The organism is Levilactobacillus parabrevis ATCC 53295 (assembly GCF_001434055.1).
Lineage (GTDB): Bacteria > Bacillota > Bacilli > Lactobacillales > Lactobacillaceae > Levilactobacillus > Levilactobacillus parabrevis.
In genome coordinates, this window is record NZ_AZCZ01000016.1 from 13,410 (window position 1) to 35,170 (window position 21,761).

General features: G+C 49.1%; 17 protein-coding genes. 5 read left to right on the top strand and 12 right to left on the bottom strand.

The window, feature by feature from the left end; translation table 11 throughout:
- Positions 1-57 precede the first annotated feature (57 nt).
- Positions 58-1,698: a peptide ABC transporter substrate-binding protein gene (locus FD07_RS05695; RefSeq protein ID WP_027825959.1), complete on the bottom strand. Its 1,641-nt coding sequence runs from the start codon at positions 1,696-1,698 to the stop codon at positions 58-60.
- Between the two features lie 417 nt (positions 1,699-2,115).
- On the opposite strand from FD07_RS05695, the gene FD07_RS05700 reads away from it, so the two are divergent.
- The gene (locus FD07_RS05700) at positions 2,116-4,365 is read left to right on the top strand and encodes a glycoside hydrolase family 3 C-terminal domain-containing protein (protein WP_020089396.1); all 2,250 of its coding nucleotides are present in this window, start codon (positions 2,116-2,118) and stop codon (positions 4,363-4,365) included.
- A gap of 57 nt (positions 4,366-4,422) precedes the next feature.
- Here FD07_RS05700 and FD07_RS05705 read toward each other — a convergent pair whose 3' ends face one another.
- The 5 genes from FD07_RS05705 to FD07_RS05725 form a co-directional block, all read right to left on the bottom strand.
- The gene (locus FD07_RS05705; protein ID WP_020089397.1) at positions 4,423-4,869 is read right to left on the bottom strand and encodes a GNAT family N-acetyltransferase; all 447 of its coding nucleotides are present in this window, start codon (positions 4,867-4,869) and stop codon (positions 4,423-4,425) included.
- Positions 4,870-4,881: 12 nt separating this feature from the next.
- Positions 4,882-5,865, bottom strand: a complete 984-nt coding sequence (locus FD07_RS05710) for a choloylglycine hydrolase family protein (RefSeq protein ID WP_020089398.1) — start codon at positions 5,863-5,865, stop codon at positions 4,882-4,884.
- A gap of 526 nt (positions 5,866-6,391) precedes the next feature.
- Positions 6,392-9,553, bottom strand: a complete 3,162-nt coding sequence (locus tag FD07_RS05715) for an AAA family ATPase (RefSeq protein WP_020089399.1) — start codon at positions 9,551-9,553, stop codon at positions 6,392-6,394.
- A complete protein-coding gene (locus FD07_RS05720) occupies positions 9,553-10,683 on the bottom strand; it encodes an exonuclease SbcCD subunit D (RefSeq protein WP_020089400.1) in 1,131 nt (376 codons plus the stop codon). Before FD07_RS05720 ends, FD07_RS05715 begins: the two co-directional genes overlap by 1 nt.
- A gap of 5 nt (positions 10,684-10,688) precedes the next feature.
- Entirely contained in the window at positions 10,689-11,261 is a 573-nt protein-coding gene (locus FD07_RS05725; RefSeq protein ID WP_020089401.1) for a DNA-3-methyladenine glycosylase I, read from the bottom strand.
- Positions 11,262-11,478: 217 nt separating this feature from the next.
- Between FD07_RS05725 and FD07_RS05730 the strand changes: the two genes are divergently transcribed.
- The 4 genes from FD07_RS05730 to FD07_RS05745 all read left to right on the top strand — a co-directional run bounded on the left by FD07_RS05730 (position 11,479) and on the right by FD07_RS05745 (position 15,955).
- The gene (locus FD07_RS05730; RefSeq protein WP_020089402.1) at positions 11,479-12,405 is read left to right on the top strand and encodes a matrixin family metalloprotease; all 927 of its coding nucleotides are present in this window, start codon (positions 11,479-11,481) and stop codon (positions 12,403-12,405) included.
- 178 nt (positions 12,406-12,583) lie between these two features.
- Positions 12,584-13,528, top strand: a complete 945-nt coding sequence (locus FD07_RS05735) for a GH25 family lysozyme (RefSeq protein ID WP_020089403.1) — start codon at positions 12,584-12,586, stop codon at positions 13,526-13,528.
- Positions 13,529-13,689: 161 nt separating this feature from the next.
- Entirely contained in the window at positions 13,690-14,640 is a 951-nt protein-coding gene (gene hemH / locus FD07_RS05740; RefSeq protein WP_020089404.1) for a ferrochelatase, read from the top strand.
- Entirely contained in the window at positions 14,627-15,955 is a 1,329-nt protein-coding gene (locus FD07_RS05745; RefSeq protein WP_020089405.1) for an Nramp family divalent metal transporter, read from the top strand. The genes hemH and FD07_RS05745 overlap by 14 nt, the downstream gene beginning before the upstream one ends.
- A 98-nt stretch (positions 15,956-16,053) precedes the next feature.
- On the opposite strand, the gene FD07_RS05750 is transcribed toward FD07_RS05745, so the two are convergent.
- From FD07_RS05750 to FD07_RS05775, 6 genes are all read right to left on the bottom strand, one after another.
- Positions 16,054-17,184 (bottom strand): glycosyl hydrolase family 8, encoded by a 1,131-nt coding sequence (locus tag FD07_RS05750; protein WP_020089406.1) that lies wholly within the window; start codon positions 17,182-17,184, stop codon positions 16,054-16,056.
- A 150-nt stretch (positions 17,185-17,334) separates the two neighbouring features.
- Entirely contained in the window at positions 17,335-17,655 is a 321-nt protein-coding gene (locus FD07_RS05755; RefSeq protein WP_020089407.1) for a carboxymuconolactone decarboxylase family protein, read from the bottom strand.
- 14 nt (positions 17,656-17,669) lie between these two features.
- Positions 17,670-18,080 (bottom strand): cupin domain-containing protein, encoded by a 411-nt coding sequence (locus tag FD07_RS05760; protein WP_020089408.1) that lies wholly within the window; start codon positions 18,078-18,080, stop codon positions 17,670-17,672.
- 14 nt (positions 18,081-18,094) lie between these two features.
- Positions 18,095-18,523 (bottom strand): MerR family transcriptional regulator, encoded by a 429-nt coding sequence (locus FD07_RS05765; protein ID WP_020089409.1) that lies wholly within the window; start codon positions 18,521-18,523, stop codon positions 18,095-18,097.
- A gap of 134 nt (positions 18,524-18,657) precedes the next feature.
- Positions 18,658-19,227 (bottom strand): TetR/AcrR family transcriptional regulator, encoded by a 570-nt coding sequence (locus FD07_RS05770; RefSeq protein ID WP_020089410.1) that lies wholly within the window; start codon positions 19,225-19,227, stop codon positions 18,658-18,660.
- A gap of 436 nt (positions 19,228-19,663) precedes the next feature.
- Entirely contained in the window at positions 19,664-21,415 is a 1,752-nt protein-coding gene (locus FD07_RS05775) for an LPXTG cell wall anchor domain-containing protein (RefSeq protein ID WP_020089412.1), read from the bottom strand.
- Positions 21,416-21,761: the final 346 nt, after the last annotated feature.

The window sequence follows — 21,761 nt, forward strand, 5'->3', positions numbered from 1 at the left end:
GTCTTTCAGCTGACTGAAATTTTCCCGTTATACCTACAATGATGGTAATCATACCAGCTATTTAAGATAAGCGTACTTGTAACTCCACTGTGTACCGGCAGTGTTGTGGATAACGCCCTTGATTGTTGAGCGCTGCAAGTAGGCGTAGTTGGCCTGGTAGAGTGGCGTAAAACTCTGTTCCTTATTGATCAGCTTGGACGCCTGAACCATGTCTTGCCACCGAGCCTCATCGTTCCCGGCATCGGCACCCTGAGCCTTGTCGATCAAGGCGTCATACTGCCGGTTGGACCACTTACCATAGTTCAAGGCATTCGAACTGACCGGAATCTGTAAGAAGGAGATTGGGTCATTGAAATCGGCACCCCAGTGAGATAAGTAGAGGTCAAAGTCCCCACTGGTTGAGCGCGACTGGGCAACGGAAGCCGGAACGTTTTCAATCTTCAAGTTGAAGCCGCTCAGATTCTTTTCCAGCGTACTCTTCAGATACTGCGTCACTGTGCTGGCCGCAACGTCGTCGTTGCCGGCTAAGATATTCAAGTTAACTTTCTTGATCCCCAATTGCTTCAATCCGGCCGCCCACTTCTGCTTAGCCAACTTGGGGTTATAAGTCGTGGCATTCTTGACCGTTTGCTGCTTGGCGAAGTCTTCACCAGTCTTCGGATCACTCGCTAACCCACTGGCAACGAATCCAGTTGGCGTCACGGAGCCATCCCCCAACACCTTCTTAGTCAGCTGACTCCGGTTGATGGAGAGGGCGATGGCCTGCCGAATATTGCGGTTATTCATGATCCGCCGTTTTTCCTGATTGGCATCCTTGAAATTGTATTTCAGATGAATCACGATGGAATACGGGTATTCCTTGAAGGCACTATTGTTCTTGTAATTCTTCACCTGTTCCGTTGAAAGCTGTGCAAAATCAAGCTTCTTATTCTGATATAAGCTCAATCCGGTCTGTGGATTGGTGACCACTTGGTAATTGATCTTCTGAAGCTTAACAACCTGCTTGTCCCAGTACTGGTTGTTTTTGACGAAGGACCAGGTATTCCCCGTCCCACTCCAGTTGGTGATCTTAAAGGGACCACTGTAGACCATGTACTGTGACTTCGTAGCATACTTCTTGCCGTACTTATTGATGACCTTCTCGTTTTGCGGGGCAAATAATGGATAAGCCATCAGAATCTTGAAGTACGCAATTGGCTTGTCCAACTGAATCACAACGGTCTGCTGATTTTTAGCGTGAATCCCAATCGACTCAGGATTAGCCTTGCCCGCAATGATCTTATCACCGTTCTTGATTCCGGAAAACATGGCCGTGTAGGAAGCCTTAGTGGCTGGGGTCAACGTCCGGCGCCAAGAATACACAAAGTCCTGTGCGGTAATCTTATCGCCGTTGCTCCACTTGGCGTTGTCACGGATGTGGAAGGTCCACGTCTTCTTGTCCTTGGAAACTTTGACAGAATCCGCCAACCCCGGCGCAACCTTCCCGTTCTTACCGAGTCGATAGAAGCTTTCAAAGACATTCCCCGTCTGACCATACCCGGTAGCTTTGGCCAGGTCGATGGTGTCGAGCTGGGCCGTAGCGGGTAACTTTAACGTTTGTGATGGCTTAGTCGTTGCTGTCGATTGACCGCAGGCAGCTAATCCCAATCCCATTACAATCACTGCGGCGACTAAGCCGATGCTGGTCCATTTTTTCATAAAATTCATAGCTCCCTTTTCCTCAAATTTAGTGGTGTGCAATCCCCAAATTCGTATTTAAGTACAGAAAAAGGCGGGTCTCCCTCACATAATCGTGATGGGAAACCCGCCTACAGTGACAACAATCGCTGTTGTCGTCGTTATGTAGGTCTACTGGTTAACCGGAAAATCACGATTAAACGCAACACAAACAAGCACGTTACATTGGCAACATGCGGCTAACATCATTTGTTGTTGGTTGGCGTTTACTAGCATCGTGATTTTCCCTCCTAACTTTTTTATAATCGAATTGGATTGCACAAGATTAAAGATAGCCTTCTTCTGCTGATTTGTCAAAAGAAAAAACTCGCCACTAACATCTCCCCCTGGAAAACTGTATACTGGTGATAGTTGAACTAGTAGAAAGGATTTGAACGTATGGACATCGAACGAACGCTTGCTGCACTGACGTTACCGGAGAAGGCCGCACTGGTCTCCGGCAAGAACTTTTGGTATACCGCTGCCGTGGATCGCTTAGGCATCCCGGCACTGATGATGACGGACGGACCTTCTGGGCTACGGAAACAGAAACCCACGGCCTCGGCTGGCGACATTACGGATTCGGTTCAAGCCATCACCTATCCTGCCGCAGCGCTGAGTGCCAGTTCCTGGAACACTACCCTGATGCGCCAATTGGGGGAACATCTTGGTGAGGAGGCTCGCGCAGAACAAGTGAGCCTGTTACTGGGACCCGGTGTCAATTTGAAGCGGTCCCCCTTGGGTGGTCGGAACTTCGAGTACTTGTCCGAAGATCCGCTGGTTGCTGGTAAACTGGCAAGCGCCTACGTCGATGGTGTTCAATCCCAACACGTCGGGGTTTCGGTCAAACACTTCGTTGCCAATAACCGGGAAAATCAACGGTTCACGGCCTCCAGTGACATGTCAGCTCGGACCCTTCGTGAACTTTATTTACGGACTTTTGAAATCATTACCAAAGCCGCTTATCCGGCAACTATCATGACTTCCTATAACCGGACCAATGGTGTCTTAAACTCCCAAAATCGGCACCTGTTGCGCGATATTTTACGTGACGAATGGGGCTTCCATGGTGCCATCATGTCCGACTGGGGCGCAGTGGCTGATCACGCGGAAGCACTGAAGGCGAGCCTCGACTTGGAAATGCCGGGAAAGGGTCAAGCCTCGGTTGATGAAATCATCCGAGCCGTTCAAACGGGCGAGCTGGATGTCGGCACCTTAAACAAGGCTGTCCGCCACCTGCTACACGTGGTCGACAAGTGGCGTCCGGCAGACACTGCTGGCACTTACGATCACCAGGCCCATCACGACTTCGCCCGCAAGCTGGCCGATGACAGTATCATCCTCCTGAAGAACCACCAGAATGAACTGCCACTGAAGTCGGCTACGACTGGTAAGGTCGTCGTGATCGGTGAACTGGCCGAACATCCCCGCTATCAAGGCTCCGGGAGCTCTCATGTCAATCCAACAAAACTGGTAACTCCACTGGAAGCCTTGCAAGACACCGGATTACAGGCGAATTACTACCCTGGTTACCGCCTGGATGAAAGTGAAACGGATGACCAGCTGGCCCAAGCGGCGCTCGATGCCGCCAAGGATGCCGACCACGTCATTGTCTTTGCCGGTTACCCAGCCGCGGCTGAATCGGAAGGCTTCGATAAGAATTCAATCCTGTTGCCCGAGAATCAAACGGATTTAATCGGTTCGCTGGCTAAGCTAAACGAACATACAACCGTTGTCCTACAAAATGGTTCTGCCGTTGAGATGCCTTGGATTCACACGGTTGCGGCAGTGGTTGAAACCTACCTGGCTGGTGAAGCCGTGGGTGAAGCCACTTGGGATATTCTGACGGGGGCTGTCAACCCTTCCGGTCATTTGACCGAAACGTTCCCCGTTCGTCTGACCGATACACCAATGGCCCCAACGTTTGCGCAGGATCCCCGGCACGAACTCTACTCGGAAGGAATCTTCATGGGCTACCGGTACTACGATACCCATGAAATGCACGTCCTATACGCATTTGGTCACGGCCTAAGCTACACTGAATTTGAATTTACTAACTTAAACATCAAACAGAGTGAACACGGCGCAACGGTTACTTTTGATGTCACCAACACCGGTGACTGTGCGGGCCAAGCGGTTCCCCAACTTTACGTGGCGAACCACACGTCCCACGCGCCGATGCCAACGAAGGAACTCCGTGGATTTACCAAAATCGCGGTTGAACCGGGCGAAACTAAGCCAGTTACCCTGAAGTTAACGCGTCAAGACTTTAGCTGGTGGCGTCAAGGAAAACACCGGTGGCAAGCCGATTCTGGTGATTACGAAATCATGATTGGCCAATCATCCCGTGATATTCGCCTACAGACTAAGCTGACCATGGACTTCAAGAATTCACCAGCACCAGTTACGGATGAGACCTATCTCACCAACGTTGCGTGGAATCCGCGCCTGCTCGAACTCTTTAAGCAAAAAGTGATTGCGCCAGCTAGCCAAGCGGGTACCAGCCTGTTGGGCGCAACGGATGCGGATGGCACACCAACCATTCTGCAAGACCGCATGTTCCTTAACATGCCACTACGCGCACTGATTGCCCAAGGCGTTCCTGCCGACTTAATTGAAGACTTTATTCGTGCTGCTAACGCACGTTAACTGTATGAAAATGACCGTCATCCTAACTATTGAGGATGACGGTCATTTTTGCTTTAACTAAGTTAAGGGCAACACCATGTCAATGTGCGGAATTCCGGTATCTAAATAAACAGCGATCGTAGGCTGAAACCCAAACGAAGCATAGAATTTCTGCAAGTAAGCCTGGGCCTGAATCACGATGGCTTGGGCTGCCGGATAGGTCCGTTGCGCCGCAGCAATAGCGGTACTGACTAACTGGCGACCCGCACCGTTTCCACGATTAGTTGGTGCCACTAGCACCCGACCAATTCGGACCTGTTGGCCTTCATCCATCAACCGGGCATAGGCCGTAATAGCACCGGTCGCATCTTGTGTAAATAAATGTTGGGCCTGCACATCGAGATCATCGACCTCCTGATAGGCACAGGTTTGTTCCACAACGAAAACGGCCACCCGCACCCGGTAAATTTCAAATAATTCTGTCGTTGTTAACTGTTCAAATGACTTTTGTTGAAAAGCTGACATGCATCCACCCACTTAATTCAAATGCTTAATATGATTTCTATGTTCCAAAGGATACTCAACAGGTGTATCCCAATCGCTCAACATCTTATCCGTAATTTCTACACGTTGTAATTCTAAATTATCGTATGGCTCCATGTAGTAGGCACGTTCGTTAAGTCCCATGTAACCACGATACTGAGTGTAATCGCTACTCCCATCCGGCTTAAGCTTAACCCCCTTGGGAATCGTGACGCCATCCAGTAAATGTTGCAGCAGGTTCATTGTCGATGGTGTATCAGTAGTGGGCTTGCTATAGTGTTTGTTAAATACAGTCCGGACAAAGCGAGATGGTGAGGTATAATCCCCAGGCATCCCAAATGCCCCGGTTCCTGGACCAACCGTCTTTAAGCCAAATCCTTGGTAATCATGCAGTGGGCGCGTATCCGCAACTAAGGTACCGTACGTACTCAAGTTCTGCAAGTGCCAGCTCAATTGCGGCGAGTTGGCCATTACCCCAACAGGATCTTCAATCAGCTTAAGCTCATGATCGGTAGCTTCTAAGACAGCCGTGTCCCCAGACGGATCACTGAAGATGAAGTGCAGAGGTACCGTGATACCTAACAAGGCAACGGGCTTAGCCACGATTTGAACGGTCGTAATCAATTCGCGCAAATCAGCCACACTCTTCGCATTGCCCAGCACCCAAGCTGTCAAGTCATGGGGCGCAATACCCAGCTTGTCAGCTGGGGCTTTTTCAGCATACTTAGCGTAATCGGAAAAGTACAGTGCGGCGGCACCTAATCCATATTCATTAACGCCATCCACGAAGATATAATGACTCAGATTCCGACCGGCACCTACGAAACCGTACTTTGTGGTGAACTCTCCCGCGTCCCCTTGAATCTTCTGTTGCCGTGGCATAAAGATTGGTTGACCACCCAACTCGAAGCCAAAATCCATGGTCCGCGCTAGGAAGTGATCACCTTGGCTATTTTCATAGGTTAAACTCGTACACATCAAAATCATCCCGTTTCTAATTTAGTTATCCATTATTCTAAACCTAAATTAGACATTGTGCACGGATAATCGTTAATTATATAACTGATTTTATTAAACCACGACAAATCGCGTCATACCGCCGTTTAACGGTTTAAGCCTAGAACCATATTCGGCTAAAACCTTTACCCACCAAAATTAGCTTACTAACAGAAGTTCACCAGGAAAACTAGGCATTTTCCAGACATCTCACGGTTCTCCGGTATCTATCCGCTGAGTCCTCAGGTATCCTTAGCGTGGAAAGTATGTCAGCCAGAATTCTGCGCCCCCCAAGGAACTAACGATTGACTTCATTCTCAGAACCGTCGTCCCGATTACGCCACTATAAACGTTTGTGTCGCCAACCAGAACAGGCAGAGTCCATCACCTCGATTATCAGTAGGCCTGCTCGTTAGTCACCCCAGTTATCCTCCCTTTTCAGACACAATTCCGTCAGCCACGACATACTTTCCTGCTAAGAGCCGCCACCATCGATGACGACTCTTTTTTAGCTTTCATCAATTTGATAAGTAATTTTGCTTTCACCATTACCATTGCTAACAACCTGCAATTGATTGGGTACCTGTGCGCGGAGTTCACTCACGTGACTGATGATGCCAATCATGCGATGCTTACCTTCAACCGTCTCAAGTGACTCCAGTGCGGTCATCAAGGCATCCTCGTCGAGGGAACCAAACCCTTCATCGATAAACAACGCATCAACATCCACGCTACCCGTAGTCTGCTGAATAACTTCGCCCAAGGCTAGGGCTAAGGCCAAAGCTGCAATAAAGCTCTCCCCACCAGACAGGGTATGCACGCTACGTTGCTCACCAACGTGATCATCATAAACGTTGATTTCCAACCCAGAGTTTTTCTTATACGTGGCTGGTTGATCATCCACTAAGAATTGATAACGACCATTGGTCAACTGCTGCAAGCGCTGGTTACCCACCGTCAAGATCTGTCGCAAGTAAGTCTGCAAAACGTATCGTTCCAATCCCAATTTGCTATTGGGACCATCCCCGTTGACAACCCCCACGAGTTCAGTGAGCTCTTGGGTCTTCTTGAGAGCGGCGGCCCGTTGGTCGATCTGCGTCTGCAATTGCGTAGTCACCTGTTGGTTGTGTTGATACTGATCTTGTTGTCCGTGTCGTTGGTCCTGCAAACTAACAACTTTTTCTGTCGCCGCTTTCAGTGCAACTTGCGTTTGATTGCGATCTGGTTCTGGCTGATCCAACACGCGCTTTTTCAGTTCGGCAATCGTAGTTGTAACCTGTTCCTGCTGCGTACGAAAATCTTGTAACTTCTGACGTTTGGCAGTCAACGTATCGAGTTGTGCTAGCTGGGTTGTCACAATGGCTTCTGTTTCCTCAGTAACCGTCTCGAAATGCTTAGCCATTAACGTTTGTACCGCACTATCAGCTTGGGCTAGTCGCTGCTCACTCTGCGTCAGCTCTTGCGCGGCCGTCTTTTCTTCAGTTGTGGCAACCGTCAGTCGCTCATTGGCCTGTGTCACTTGCTTAGCCGCCGTGTCCCACATCTGTTGGTCCGACTGCAATCGCTTTTGCAAGTTCGTTTCTTGCTGCTGGAATTCAGCCAACGTTGGGGCTGTAGCGGGCAGCTGTTGCTTTTGCGTTGCCAGTTGCGCCGTCAATCGATCCACATGGCTGGTTTCATCTTGCTGGGCAATCTGGTCAGCATCCAATTGCTGGGTCAGCTTGGATGCTGCGACCGTCAATTGTTCAAGAGCGTGCTGGGCGGCTGTTACTGCCTGCAATTGTTGCTCATTCTGGGTTTGATTAGCCCGTTGCGTGGCCGCCAACTGCTCAAAATGTTGACTGAGCTGATCAAACTGATTAACATCCTCGCTAGTCTCAGGCAAGCCAACATTTTCTAAAAGTGCAGTCAACCCCCGTTGTTGTGGTTCCTTCAACTCGGTTAGCGTTGTTTGCAAATTCTGCAGTTGGGTCGTCAGTTTTGTCAGTCGATCCTGTTCCTGCTGAGCTTGCGCTTGTGCAGCCTGAACCTCCGCCTCCGTAACCGTCTTATCAGCGATAGCGGTAGGTGCAGGATGCTCAGTCGATCCACAAACTGGACACGGACTACCGGGCTTCAGTTGACCAACTAATCGGACGATTTCATGGGCTAAGAGTTCTTGGTTTAACTCTTCGGCGTGCTGCTGTGCAACCTTTGTTGCTGTGGTTTGCGCGGTCACTTGTGTCCCTAAACTGGACACCTGCTGCGTTAACGTCCGCTGGCGTTGGTCGCCTACCTGCAAATCTGCCAATTGTCGACGCCATTCTTTTAGCTGTCCAGCTCGCTGGGTCAATGTCTGTTGCGTTTGATAGAGCCGTGTCTGGGTCGCAATCACTGCTTGTTGCGCCTGCTGGTCTTTCTGATTCTTCTGTTGCTGTTGTTGGCCTGCGGTAACGCGCTGTTGAGCGGCCAACAATGAATTTTGGGCAGAGGCAACTTGTTGGGTCAACTCTGCAATTTGCCGATAAATCGGCTTGATCTTAGCCTGTTGCGCCAGCTGATCCTTTGTCTTATTAATCCGCACTTCCACTGGCGCCAACCGCTGTTGGGCCGCTAGTGCCTTTTTCTGGACCAACTGAGCCGTAGTTGATTGCGCCTGTGCTTGCGTCACTGCTAATTGGCGACGTTGCTGATTAGTTTTGGCGAATTCGCGCTCTTGCCACTGCGGTCGAATCTGTTGGGTCCACTCCAGCTCCGTGATCAACTGATGTAACGCGGCCATGGCTGGCTCCTGTATCGCTAACGCTTGCTGACGTTCTTGCGCTTGGACTAACTGATGTTGATCATGAACGAGTTGTTCCTCACGCGTGTCCTGCTGTGTCAGCTGTGTAACCTGCCGCTGAGTAGTCGTTACCTGAGTCGTGAGCTCTTGAATTACCGTTTGCGCCGCAGTCTGTTGTGTTGCCATCAGCGCCAACAATTCCGTTGTCTGCTTTGCCTGTAATAAAGCCTCAGCGCGCTCCCGATTGGCCGTCGTCCAAGTCAGACTTGTCTCCAATCGTTCCAATTCTTTTGCAGCTTCCGCATTCTGTGTCCGATCTTGACGTAATTTATCACGTAACTTGTCTGTCCATTGGGCAAAGATCTCGGTGTTAAATAATTGCTCCAAAACTGCGGCCTTATCTTCACTAGGCGCTACTAAGAAGCGGCGAAATTCTCCCTGTGGTAACAAGACAATCTGGGCAAACTGCTTGCCGTCCATCTGCAAAAGGTCTTGCAAATAGTCATTGACCTGTCGCGCTTTCGTTAACTGGTCTATTTCAGTTCCGTTCTCAAACACCGTGAGTTCAACGCTAGCGGCAACCCGCGTCACGCCAGAACCGCGCTTTTTCTGCAGGGTTTGGGCAGGCTCTCTAATAATTCGATAGCGCCGATTGCGGTGATTAAATTCAAAGGTCACACGCGTATGATCCGCAGTCGTAGCAAAGTCTGACCGCATTTCCTGAGGTTCCCGATCCACGCCAGAGGATTGATCGAATAGGGCATAGCACATCCCATCAAAGATAGTCGTCTTCCCACTCCCAGTTTTCCCGCTGATCAGAAACAGGGGCGTCGCGTCAAACTTTTGAAAGTTAATCTCCTCATCACGGTACGGGCCGAAATATTGGAGGTGTAGTGTTAGTGGTCGCATTATTTGTCCTCCTTCATAGCCTGCTGTAACGCCTGTTTCGCCCAATCCTCTTGCTGTGTAGTCAGGGCGTGGTCCGTCACCGTCTCAAAAAAATCATCTAACAACGTCAGGGGATCTCGTTGAACCTCTTCGATGTTAAGGGTTTCCGGTGTCACATCCAACTGGTTAACCCGCTGCAGTTCAATAATCCTTGGAAAGCGCGTCTTCAGTCGCTGCATCACATTCGCAATTGGCGTGGTATCAGTTAACTCTATCGCGATGAAGTCGTCTGCTTTCACCGAATAACTGACCTCGGAGTCCATTAAGCGCGCAAAAGAATCGGTCAGGACCACCAAGTCATTCAGGGGTTTTAAAGGTTTAAACGTCACAGATACTGGTGTTTGGTCCGTATCAACAATCCAAACGCCCTTGGTATCCTCGGCTTCACTAGTTGAAAATTTCAAAGGTGAACCACTGTACTTCATTGTTGGTTCGTTCTGCAAGGCTTCTTTCCGATGTAAATGGCCTAACGCCACGTAGTCAAACGGATTCAACAAGTCAACAGGGACTGCATTCAGGCCCCCCACTTGCACCAAGGTTTCCGAATCACTGTGTTGACTCCCCGCCGCAAAGAAATGAGCAATCAGCACATGCTTTTTGTCCGGCGCAAACTGCTCCTGCATGGCAGCAACCAGTCGTTCCATTCCCGCCGCCACTGTCTTAATGCTGTCATCGCCAAAATACTGGCGGACCGCAAACGGCTCAAAATAAGGTAATAGAAAGAACTGCGTATCACCGAGCACAACTGGCTTGACACTATCCGCAATCCGGGTATTCAGATAAAAGTCGGTACTGCTAAACCACTCACTTCCCTGGCTCAAACGTACCGCCGAATCATGATTACCGCTGATTGCCAGCAATGGAAAATGGTGGTGCCGGTTCAGATCAACTAGCATGGTATCTAAGGTACTAACCGCATCCTCACTGGGAAGCGCACGATCATAAAGATCGCCGGCAATCACCACGGCGTCAACCTTTTCAGCGATTGCAATAGCCTTAATCTGCTCATAAGCGTCCCGTTGTTCCGTCAGTAAGTCATACCCATGAAGCTTCTTACCAATATGCCAATCGGCTGTATGTAAAAATCGCATGAAACTTAACCCCTTTCCCGTTGATTCTCAGGTGCCCAATCGCAAGACATGAGGTGGTCGTTGACCAACCCCGCAGCCTGTAAGAATGAATAGACCGTCTTAGGACCAACAAATTTAAATCCCCGTTTCTTCATTTCTCGAGAAATATGCTGGGCAAGATCGGTTGTCCCGGGAATTTGACTGGCGCTGGTTAGATGATGACGGATTGGCCGATCACCGACAAACGCCCACAACCAAGTTGAAAAATCTGTAGCTTCCGACCAATTGCGCAAAACCTGGGCATTGTTGACCGTTGCCTCAAGCTTACGGCGATTCCGAATAATGGCGACATTAGTCATCAACTGATCGACCTCGGCAGGCTTCATGACTGCCACCGTTGCCACGTCAAAGTTATGAAAAGCTGTCTCAAAGGCCGCTTGTTTATTTAACACGGTCTGCCAACTCAGTCCCGCTTGATACGTTTCCAAGCAAAGTAACTCAAATAACTTCTGCTCATCATGTTCTGGCCGCCCCCACACTTCATCGTGATAGCGTTGCATCTTGGGCGAAGACGTTGCCCATTCACACCGTTTGACCATCAGGAAACCTCCTTTTTTCTGCTGACTTTACTATACCAGATTACCATCAAAAACACCCGAACAAATGTTCACTTTTATATTTTTGAAACCGGTATCATCCCCGTCATTACTGATGAAACTACAAAATAATTTGTTGATTTTTTTACTTGACCCCCTTCGTAGAAAAGTCTATGCTATTGTAAATGTTACGTTTTGGGGAATTGAGGAGGTTAGCATCATGCACAGATCACACCATTTAAGAATTCGGTCCTTACTGGTTGCAGCAGCATCGGCCCTACTATTCGCACCGGCCATTGCTACCAGCACCGTTACCGCTCAAGCGGCCAGCGTGAACCCTTCATCAGCAACTCTAAAGAAGTCAGCGCGTTATTATCGAAAACACGCCAAGACCTTAGGGAAGAAGTACAAGCTGGCATTCGACGCCCAAACGGGGCTTAAAAAGAATGGTAAAGCGACTGTCTACATCAACACCAAAGACGCCAAGCTTAAAAGTAGTGTTAAGATTGCCATGAATTATTGGAATAAGAAGCTCGGTAAGAAAGAATTCGTTCAGGGTTCTAAGAAGCATCACACCTTGACCTTCTCCGTCTCCAAAGCCAAGGCAACGAAGAACGATCAGAGTGATGCGTGGTGGACACCTGGCAAGAAGAAACTGCAAGTTCGCTGGTCTTATTACCAAGCCGAAACAAAGAATATTGGGATTGCTATGACAAATCAGCTTAACGATGCCTTCTACAAGAAGTATGCTAAGACGATTGAAGCCAAAGCCAAGGCTAACTTGACTGCTAAGGGCGTCACTTCTACTGACAGCAATTACCAGACTGAATTCAATGCTGAAGCCGAAGCCGTTGAGAAGTCGTTACCAGCCTACGCAACGCTTAAAAACGAAGTTAAGGGTGTCAATACCGTAGCCAAGAATGGACGGATGTATGAATACGCCAGCACGATTGCCCATGAGTTGGGTCACGTGATGGGGCTGAATCATTCCCCTAAGAAGTCTGATCTCATGTACTTTGAGAGCGGCAGCAACAACGTTTATAGCTACAAGAAGGTCAACCAAGGATTGTCCAAGTACAACCCGATTACGAAGACCGATAAGAACCGGGCCAAGCTTGCTCTGAAGATTTATACGGCTGTCCACTAAATTTACACGAACTGAGTCATTCGGAATTTTCCGAATGACTTTTTTGTTGTCGTCCACCTTCCACCCAAACGCTTTCTTTACTCTTGCAATCTAACTGTAATCAATTGTAAATCTGTAGTAACCTGTTAGCCGGTCACACCGTGTACAATGAAAGGCAAAGACTGAGGAGGATGTATTCATGCAAATTAAGTTACATAAGTTAGTTGCAGGTGTTGCGGCCTTTGCCGCTGTATTAGCCGTCGGGGTTGGATTAAACACGACTACTGCTAACGCCGCTGGTAAGAAAGTTGCCGACATTTCGCAATATCAAGGGAACGTTAACTGGAAAAAAGCATCTAAGGACTTAAAGTACGCTATCATTCGTGTGCAACACGGAAGCAAAGGCGACGCTGGTTATATGATCGATAGCAAGCGGAACGTCAACGCTAATGGAGCTTACAAGTATGGTGTTCCATTCGGCCAATATATGTTTGCCGAATTCACGAGCGTTAAGGATGCCCAACAAGAAGCCAAGGACTTCTACAAGCGCAGTAACAAACACACCAAATTCTTTGTCCTTGATGAAGAAAAGCGGATGCCTTCTGCTAAGGGTAAGGAACAAACTTACGTCAATGCTTGGCTGAAGACGATGCGTGGTCTGACCGACAAGCCTCTGATCATGTACGCCGGCGAATACTACGCGAACTCTCACAAGCTGAATTTTGACAAGTTCGATGGGACTTGGATTGCCAAGTACAGTTCCATTAAGCCTAAGGTTGCTGGCACGTCCGTTGACTTGTGGCAATACACCAGCAAAGGTCGGGTTTCCGGAATCAGCGGGAACGTTGATTTGAACAAGGTCTTAGACAGTTCTGCCGTTAACAAGTGGTTCTCTGGTAACGACAAGAAGGCCAAAGCTAGTTACTTCAAGAGTGCCGACGACGTTACTGGTATCAAGACGAAGAAGACCGTTTACGAATACAAGTCTACGTCATTCACCAGTAACAAGCGGAGTACTAAGGTCAAGGCTGGCACTAAGTTAGCCATTAAGGCCATCACCAAGAACAGTAAAAATGCCTACCGTTTCCAATTAACGAACGGGCATTACGTCACGGCCAATAAGGCGTACGTGGCAACTTACTAAAATGCTACGTTGAAAAGGCATCCCGCGGGATGTCTTTTTTCGTCCCCACACGCTGATGGCACGCAACCATGAGCACCCAACACGAGATTTGCGCGCATGGTCAGTTATGAAAGCGATTAATTATGCTATCATAAACTTATCAATACCTGGGGGGTCTCATTATGCATCAAGGTTTACTACTGGTTAATTTAGGCTCACCGGCGTCGCCACAAACCGCGGATGTCCGGGCTTATCTCAAAACATTTCTCAGTGACCGTAGCGTGATTGAAATGCCACCCGCACTGTGGCAGCCGATTTTGCAGGGCATAATCCTACCATTGCGGTCATGGCGGTCAGCAACCTTTTACCAACACATCTGGACCAAAGAAGGTTCGCCACTAATTGTCTATACCCAACGCATCACACAACAGGTACAATCACAGCTACCCGGTTGGGATGTTCGTTACGCCATGACTTATGGTGAACCGGATATTGCCAAAACGTTGAAATCCATGGTACAGGCGGGGTGCGCTAATATCGTGCTTCTCCCGCTCTTTCCACAATACACACAAAGTACCCACGACGCGATCTTCAAGCAAGCGGCGACCAGTCAGGCACCACTGACCACCATCCGTCACTTCTATCAGGACAGTGCTTACCTCGATCTGTTGGCCGACCAGGTGTGGCAGGCTTATCAGCAGGGAAGCTTTGATGCCGTCCTCTTCAGCTATCACAGCATTCCCAGCGCCATGGTCGCTCACGGCGATCCCTACCCTACGGAATGTCAGACCACGACTCAAGGCGTACTGGCCCGCCTACCCAACCTGCCTGCCACCAAGGTTCAGACCGTCTATCAGTCTAAATTCGGCCCGATGCCTTGGCAGAAGCCCTATCTCAAAAACACGTTAATGCAACTAGTCGAGCTGGGCAAACGCAACGTCTTAATTGCGACACCATCCTTCGTAGCCGACTGTCTAGAAACGCTGGAGGAAGACTACGTTCAGAACTATCAAACGTTTAAAGCCAGCGGTGGTGACACTTTCCAAATGGTCCCGCCCATGAATGATGATCCCCGTTTTGCCAAGGTTCTAGCCAACCTCGCGCGACGAAAGGTCCGTGATGTCCATGCCTAATCCAGACCGTCCTAGTCTCGACGAAGTCAATCAGAGCGTTGCTGTTCCCAACAATGGGGCATCATTTTTTCAAAAGTTTCTCGCGTACAGCGGTCCCGGAGCCTTAGTGGCCGTGGGTTACATGGATCCCGGTAACTGGCTCACGTCACTAGCCGGTGGGAGTCAATATCGCTATCAACTCCTAGCCGTTCTGGTAATCGCCATTCTCGTCGCCATGTTCATGCAGACCCTCGCTATCAAATTAGGCGTTGTCGCCCGTCGCGACCTTGCGCAGGCCATCGCAGCACGAGTCCCCACTCCCATTCGCTACATTCTCTGGCTACTCAATGAAATTGCCATGATGGCCACCGATCTGACTGGTGTTGTCGGGACTGCCATCGCACTAAAGCTACTACTAGGCTTACCGCTGGTCTACGGCATCCTTCTCACAATTGCGGATGTTTTGATTGTGCTCCTCTTCTTACGCTTTGGCATTCGCCGCGTTGAGTTCATTGTTCTGGTTGCAATTCTGACGGTTGGCGTCATTTTTGCCATTGAAGTTGGTCGGGCTCACCCGGCTGTCCCCGCCATCCTGCAAGGTGTCATCCCCACCACTAGTTTGCTGACAGACCACTCCAAACTAATTCTGAGTGTTGGGATCATCGGGGCAACCATCATGCCTCACAACCTCTACCTCCACTCCTCGTTGGCCCAGAGTCGACGCTACGATGTGCACGACCCCGCCCAAGTTAACGAGGCACTACGTTTTGGCAAATGGGATTCCAACGTCCACTTGTTTGCCGCGCTAATTGTGAACGCGCTCTTACTGATTCTTGGCGGCACCCTCTTCTTTGGTCGGACCGGCCAGTTATCCAGTCTGCAGGCCGTCTTTAACGGTTTAAAAAATTCGACAATTGTCGGCAGTCTTGCCAGTCCTCTGATGAGTTGGTTATTTGCCTTTGCTCTGCTGATTACCGGTCTGATTTCCTCTATCACCAGCACCCTTTCCGGTCAGATCGTGATGGAAGGCTACATTCACATTCGCCTGCCGCTCTGGCAACGGCGCCTACTAACCCGGTTTGTGACACTGATTCCCATCCTAATCATTGGCTGGCTAATTGGCTTTAACGACCGCACATTTGAGCATTTGATTGTCTACGCCCAGGTAACGCTCAGCATTGCCCTGCCGTTTACACTATTTCCAATGGTCGCGTTGACGGGCAATCGCCACCTACTGGGGATACACGCCAATCGCCGTTGGGTCACGCTGGTGGGGTACTGCTTAACTGCAGTGATCACAATTTTTAACCTTCAACTTTTATTAGACTTGCTATAAAAAACGAGGACCTTGGCAATTGCCAGAGTCCTCGTTATGTCTCTAAATGTTCCTTGCTACAACGGATACCGCTTGGTAAGCTAACCTCATGCTTTCCCTTACGATAACCCAGTCACCACCTGTAACGTGGCGGAATAGTAATTGTGCTTTTCAATGGTCTTAGGCATCTGCTTAGCCGTTTTCTTCTTCAATGACGTCTTCTTCATGGTCGTAGCCGCAAAGTGAACTGGCGCCGTAAACGCCGTGTTCACGTAACTGTTGACAGCTCGCCCGCCTAGCGTGTAAACAGCGGTAATCTTCTTTTTCTTATTGAAGAAGGTCAGTTGCTTCGTCAAGGCTTTCTTGGTCACACTATCCTTACTGAGCTTGTACGTCTGTGCCAAGCGCCATGGAACCCGGTTAGCGTTATACCCGACTTGATTATCGGTCCCAGATTCGATGCTGTAAGGTTTAACGGCCTTGAGCTTGATGCTCTTGCCCGTTGCCAAGATAAAGTCGGGGAATAGTCCCGTCTTATGCCGTGCACTAAGCTTCTTAACGGCGACTTGACTGCGTTTAGCAACCTTGGTCCAGGTACTATCCTTGGTGTACTTAGCGAACGTCTTGAAGTAGCCGGTCATCAGATCTGAGGACCGCAGCTTGCTGACATCGTAACTGTTCGTGGCCCAATTTCCCATCGTTGGCAAATAGGTTGTCTTGTTGATTTCCTTTTGCTTAATAGCCTTGATGAGCTTCTTAGCCGCTGCCCGATAATTAGTCTTCTTACTGCCCCACTTCTTATCAGCCAAAATTAACGCGTACGCAATATCCAAATCTCCATCAGTCGCAGAATTCTTCTGTGAACCGGTACTCGTCATCTTGCCAGAACGCTTGGTCTGTTGCCACTGCATCAGTGGCACCTTACTGGAGACCCGGTGAGCCCGATAATACTTGTACATTTGATTAAAGGTGGCGTGAGTATTGGCCCCCTTCTTGGCTGCCAGCACGGCCGCCAGCATCCCATACCCCTGACCCTCGGATAGCGCGGTTGTGGTCCCTTGCCCATTATTAGACTTCACATACTTCTGCGTCTTACCACCCACGTATACCTTTTGCCACTGCTTGTACTGGGTAACTGCTTGGCTAGTCTTGGCCTGGGCCGGCGTTGGTTGAACGCTGGTTAATCCCCAGACGAGGCCGCCGACAAACACGATACCCAATAAATTAGCTAAAATTTTCCGTTTTCGCATGCTGTCTGACTCCTCAATTTCAGAATAGGTTGCTTCCTTCAATTATGCAATATTTCCCTAGAATTGTCGCCGGAAATGGCCCACCCGCACCTTTTTGACCCGAAAAAATTACGCCCCACAACCATCATTGGTCGTGAGACGTAATTCGAGCTAGTCCTTAAAAACTTCCTTCGCAATACCAAATGCAGACCACGCCTTAGGCCAGCCAACGTAGAAAGCTAAATGCGTGATCACTTCGGCAATTTCATCCTTGGTGATACCATTGCCCTTCCCAATCTTCATGTGTGCGGGCAATTGCTCAAAATTTCCCCCAGAGATCAGCGCAGAAATCGTGATCAAACTCCGCTGGTGTGCGGACAATTGTTCCTCCCGTGACCAAACTTGCCCAAACAAGACATCGTCATTCAGTTCAGCAAACTTAGGGGCAAATTCACCCAAGTTATCCCGACCAGCCGTTTGTTTCTTTGCCATAATTTACTAACCTCCTAGTCTAAAGCATCATAATGAGCGTCGTCAACGGGTTCCAGCCATTCTGGAGTTCCAGCCGTAATGGCGATATGACTAAACCAACTATCCTTGGTTGCACCGTGCCAATGCTTGACGCCATCTTTGGTCACAACCACGTCACCAGCATGTAACCGCCGAGCGGGTTGGCCAGCTTCTTGATACCAACCCTCACCACCGGTAACTAGCAAAATCTGAAACCCATTGTGATGAATGTGCCAGTTGTTTCGGCAACCGGGTTCAAAGGTCACGTTACCGACACCCACACTAACATCCGGATCATTCACCAAGCCTTGTAAGTAGCTTTGACCGGTGAAAAAGTCTTGATAGGCGACATTCTTATCGCCAACCGGAAAAATAACACCGTACTTAATATCTTCATTTTTTACCATCTTAAAACGCTCCTTCACTTGTCATTGAATCGTTGTAAATAATCATGAAAGCTCTCGGAATCGGCAATGGTCTGATCCACCTTACCATCGTACCAATCGATTTTTCGGCTCAGTACTTGCAGGTGCATCTGAAGTTCCGCGATATCAGCCTCGGCATCATCCTTGGTCTTCTGTAGCATCGCGCGTCGTTCTGGAATGGTCGCATCGCCCTTGGCCCGCAGCTTAACGTAACGCTTCAAATCATTGAGCCGCATCCCAGTTCCTTTCAGATGCAAAATGAAGCCCACCCAGCGAATATCTTCGTCGGTGTAATACCGCACACCATTCTCATCACGCTGGGACTTCACCAACCCCTGATCCTCATAATATCGTAACGTGTACGTGGATAGACCAACTAATTTGGCAAACTCACCAATCCGGTAATGCCGCTGTACTTCAGCCATCAAACTGCCTCCTTGAATTTCTTACACGACCTAGTAAACACCTTTGAGTGCACTTTAAGTCAACCCTTACTCTGCAAAAGTTTTTCCCTGTATGAGAAAAGAGTTTGAGAACTAGTCCCAAACTCTCCTCGTTATTATTCCACCGCAATTTGATCGATTGCCAACTGCATCATCAGCTGGAAACGTTCATCAATCTTACGCTGAGGCAACGTTAAATAGCCCCCTAGTTCTTGCATGATAAAACCAAATAAGGCCGACCGATAGAGTGTCGATTCCACCAGACTGTGATTATCCGCACCATCCAAGAGGTGTAGACTCCGAAACATTTGATTGTATAGATCACTCAATGCTTGATGGGTACGCTTCAACTGTCGCAGATCATTCGGATTGATTAAGATGGGGGCCAGATGCTTCTCATGACGGCACCCCTTGCGAAACTCCTGGGCGAAGACCATCAAGGCCTCCTTACCCCCCACCCCAAATAAACGTCGCATAAGTCGCTCACTGAGCTGATTGACAAACCGCAGGCCCACTTGATCCAACAGATCCGTCAAACTATCTGCATAGTTATAAACGGACTGGGGCCGAATTTCTAACGCGTCCGCTAAGGCTCGAATCGTCAGATTATCCAATCCTCGTTCTGCAATCAGCTGATCCGCACGGTCCAAAACAATCTCCCTAGTCAACGTTCGCCGTTTTACCATGTTCTCGCCTCTTCCTGAAGTTCTTCTAGATTATTATACATTGAAAGGGCTTTAACTTAAACTACATTACCTGTTTATCACCTAAAATATTATTATCTTAATATGTTGTTCTCGTGCCGGAACAATTCGGCCATAGGTGCCCACGCTTGACCATAACCGCCACCAATTAACGCGCTCCCCAGCATCGCTAATAACCAACTACGTTTGAATTCCGCCGACTGTTTCATATTGTCCTCCTATTTAACTATCCGCCAATTAAACTGCCCAGCGATAAATATAGTAACTCCCCGAAGAATGATTCATAAGCTGAACTTGAATTTCACTTAGTATAGCATATAGTTGTCAGCTAAGATAGTTAATTCTGTTATAAATATTTCGATAAAACGGCAGCCTGCGTGCTCCACAGACTGCCGCCTAACATTAGCGTCTAAAACGGTTAATCCTTGCGCTTCAAAGCAACAAACCCGAATCCACTAGCCAGGAGTAAGGCCACACCAATCCACGTTGCTGGCCGAGTAGAACGTTCACCGGTCTGTGGCAAGGTCTTGCCCACATACTGTCCTGATCCAGCGCCGGCACCGTTACCACTGCCTGCTGGTTGACCACTTACAGCCCCAGCGTGACCGCCATTGCCACTACCACTAGTTGTGTACGCACCCGCACCACCAGCGACTGGTTGCTGACTCCCGCTTCCTGCTGGATAGATCACAGAGCTTCCCGGCCGATGAGTCGTTGTACCAGGTTTAGTTGGCTTAATTGGCTTAATTGGCTTAACCGGCTTTACTGGTTTAACGGGGTTAACTGGCTTGGTCGGTTTCGTTGGCTTTTCTGGATTCTGCGGACTCTCAGGATTCGTTGGCGTCTCTGTCCCGGGATTTTCAGGATTTTCTGGATTCTCAGGATTTACTGGCGTCTCCGTTCCAGGGTTCTCAGGATTGGTTGGTGGCGTGACACCGCCAGGATTCTCGGGGGTGCCACCACCCTCAGAGCCTGAATTCTCCCGAATATCTTCCGCGGCCACCGTTACTGCAGCCGTTTGACCGTCCTTAATCGTAAATGGGATCGGTGTCTTGCTCAATTCAAAGCCCGCCGGTGGCGTTGTTTCGACGAATTGGTAATCGCCGGCAGCCAAGCCATCGACCTTGATGATTCCCTCAGCATCAGTCACCAAGTCAGACTTGATAACTTTACCCGTAGCGTCTTGCAACTCGTAGACCGCGCCAGCCAAGACTTCACCATTGGCTGCCGCCGTCTTCTTCAAGATAACTTCGCCGACTTGTTGGTCAGAACCACCGTTACCGGTACCACTACCACCCCAAACGATCCGTGACCCAACGCTTTGACCGTTCAGTGAAGCATTGTTCTTCCAAGTACCACCAGTCCCAGAAACCTCTGGTGTTGTTTGATACGTCATGTTGACCGCCGTCGTCACATTGCTAAAGGTAAAGGTCAACGTACTTCCCATGGTATTGATCTCGGGCGTAATCGTGCCCCCATCGCTGGTGAAGAAGCCATTTGAATCATAACTGCCAGTCTGCGCGTGAACACTTCCCGGAATATACGTTTGACCTGGTCCTAAGCTATCCGTGATAACTGCTTTATCCATCTTAGAACTGTTCGGATTAAAGGCAATGTTCCACGTTAACTTAGCAGGGGACCCGTCTGGATTCCGTTCAGCAACCCAACCGACCTTGTTAATCCCCCAGTCTAAGTCGACGTTGTTACTTTCAGCACTCCCTTTAACATAGAACTGCAGACTACCTTTACGATCCTTCGTGGTGTTCGCCAGGGCGCCGTTAAACGTAATCGTCCCGGTACTCTCGCCTTCCTTAATGCTAAACGTCCCAATCTGCTGACCGTTATCATCATACAATGGGAACGTCACATCTCGTCGTCCAACCGCAGTTGGTGGGAACGTTACCATTACCGTATCGCCGTCCTTGATGGCTTCCCCATCCGGAATACTCCAGTCGTAATCCAACGTATAGTTATCCCATTTCCCCAAGTCGGTCCCATTTGAAACAACGTTACCGTTGGAATCCGTGATAACCGCGTCACCACCATCTAAGCCAGAGACAACAACACTACCAGCGTGAGCGGTAATCCCACCAGTAACGAAGCCGCCAACTAAACAAACGGCAATGACTATCAGAACGCCGATCACGGCGGTAGTTACCTTTCTTCGCATCGCAATCCTCCTCCAATCACCTTTCACCAACAGTCAGCCTCATTGACCAAACATCAATGATAGTAATTGCTCGCGTTATAAATCACTTAACTTTGCCAATACTTCCACCGCTCTGTATTTACTATACCTGCTCACAGAAAATCCAGTATCACAGTGAGAAACATTTCGTGTGGTTGGCATCAGCGTAAATAACAACATTGCATTTTTGTTGCCTCCAAGTTGACTCATAACTAAACGTGTCACCACTGACGTTGACCTGACGCGATTTGACGACTAATTTAGTCTGCTAGTGAATCACTAAACGGCTCATAGGAATCACACAAAAACGGCCGCTCCACTCATGGAT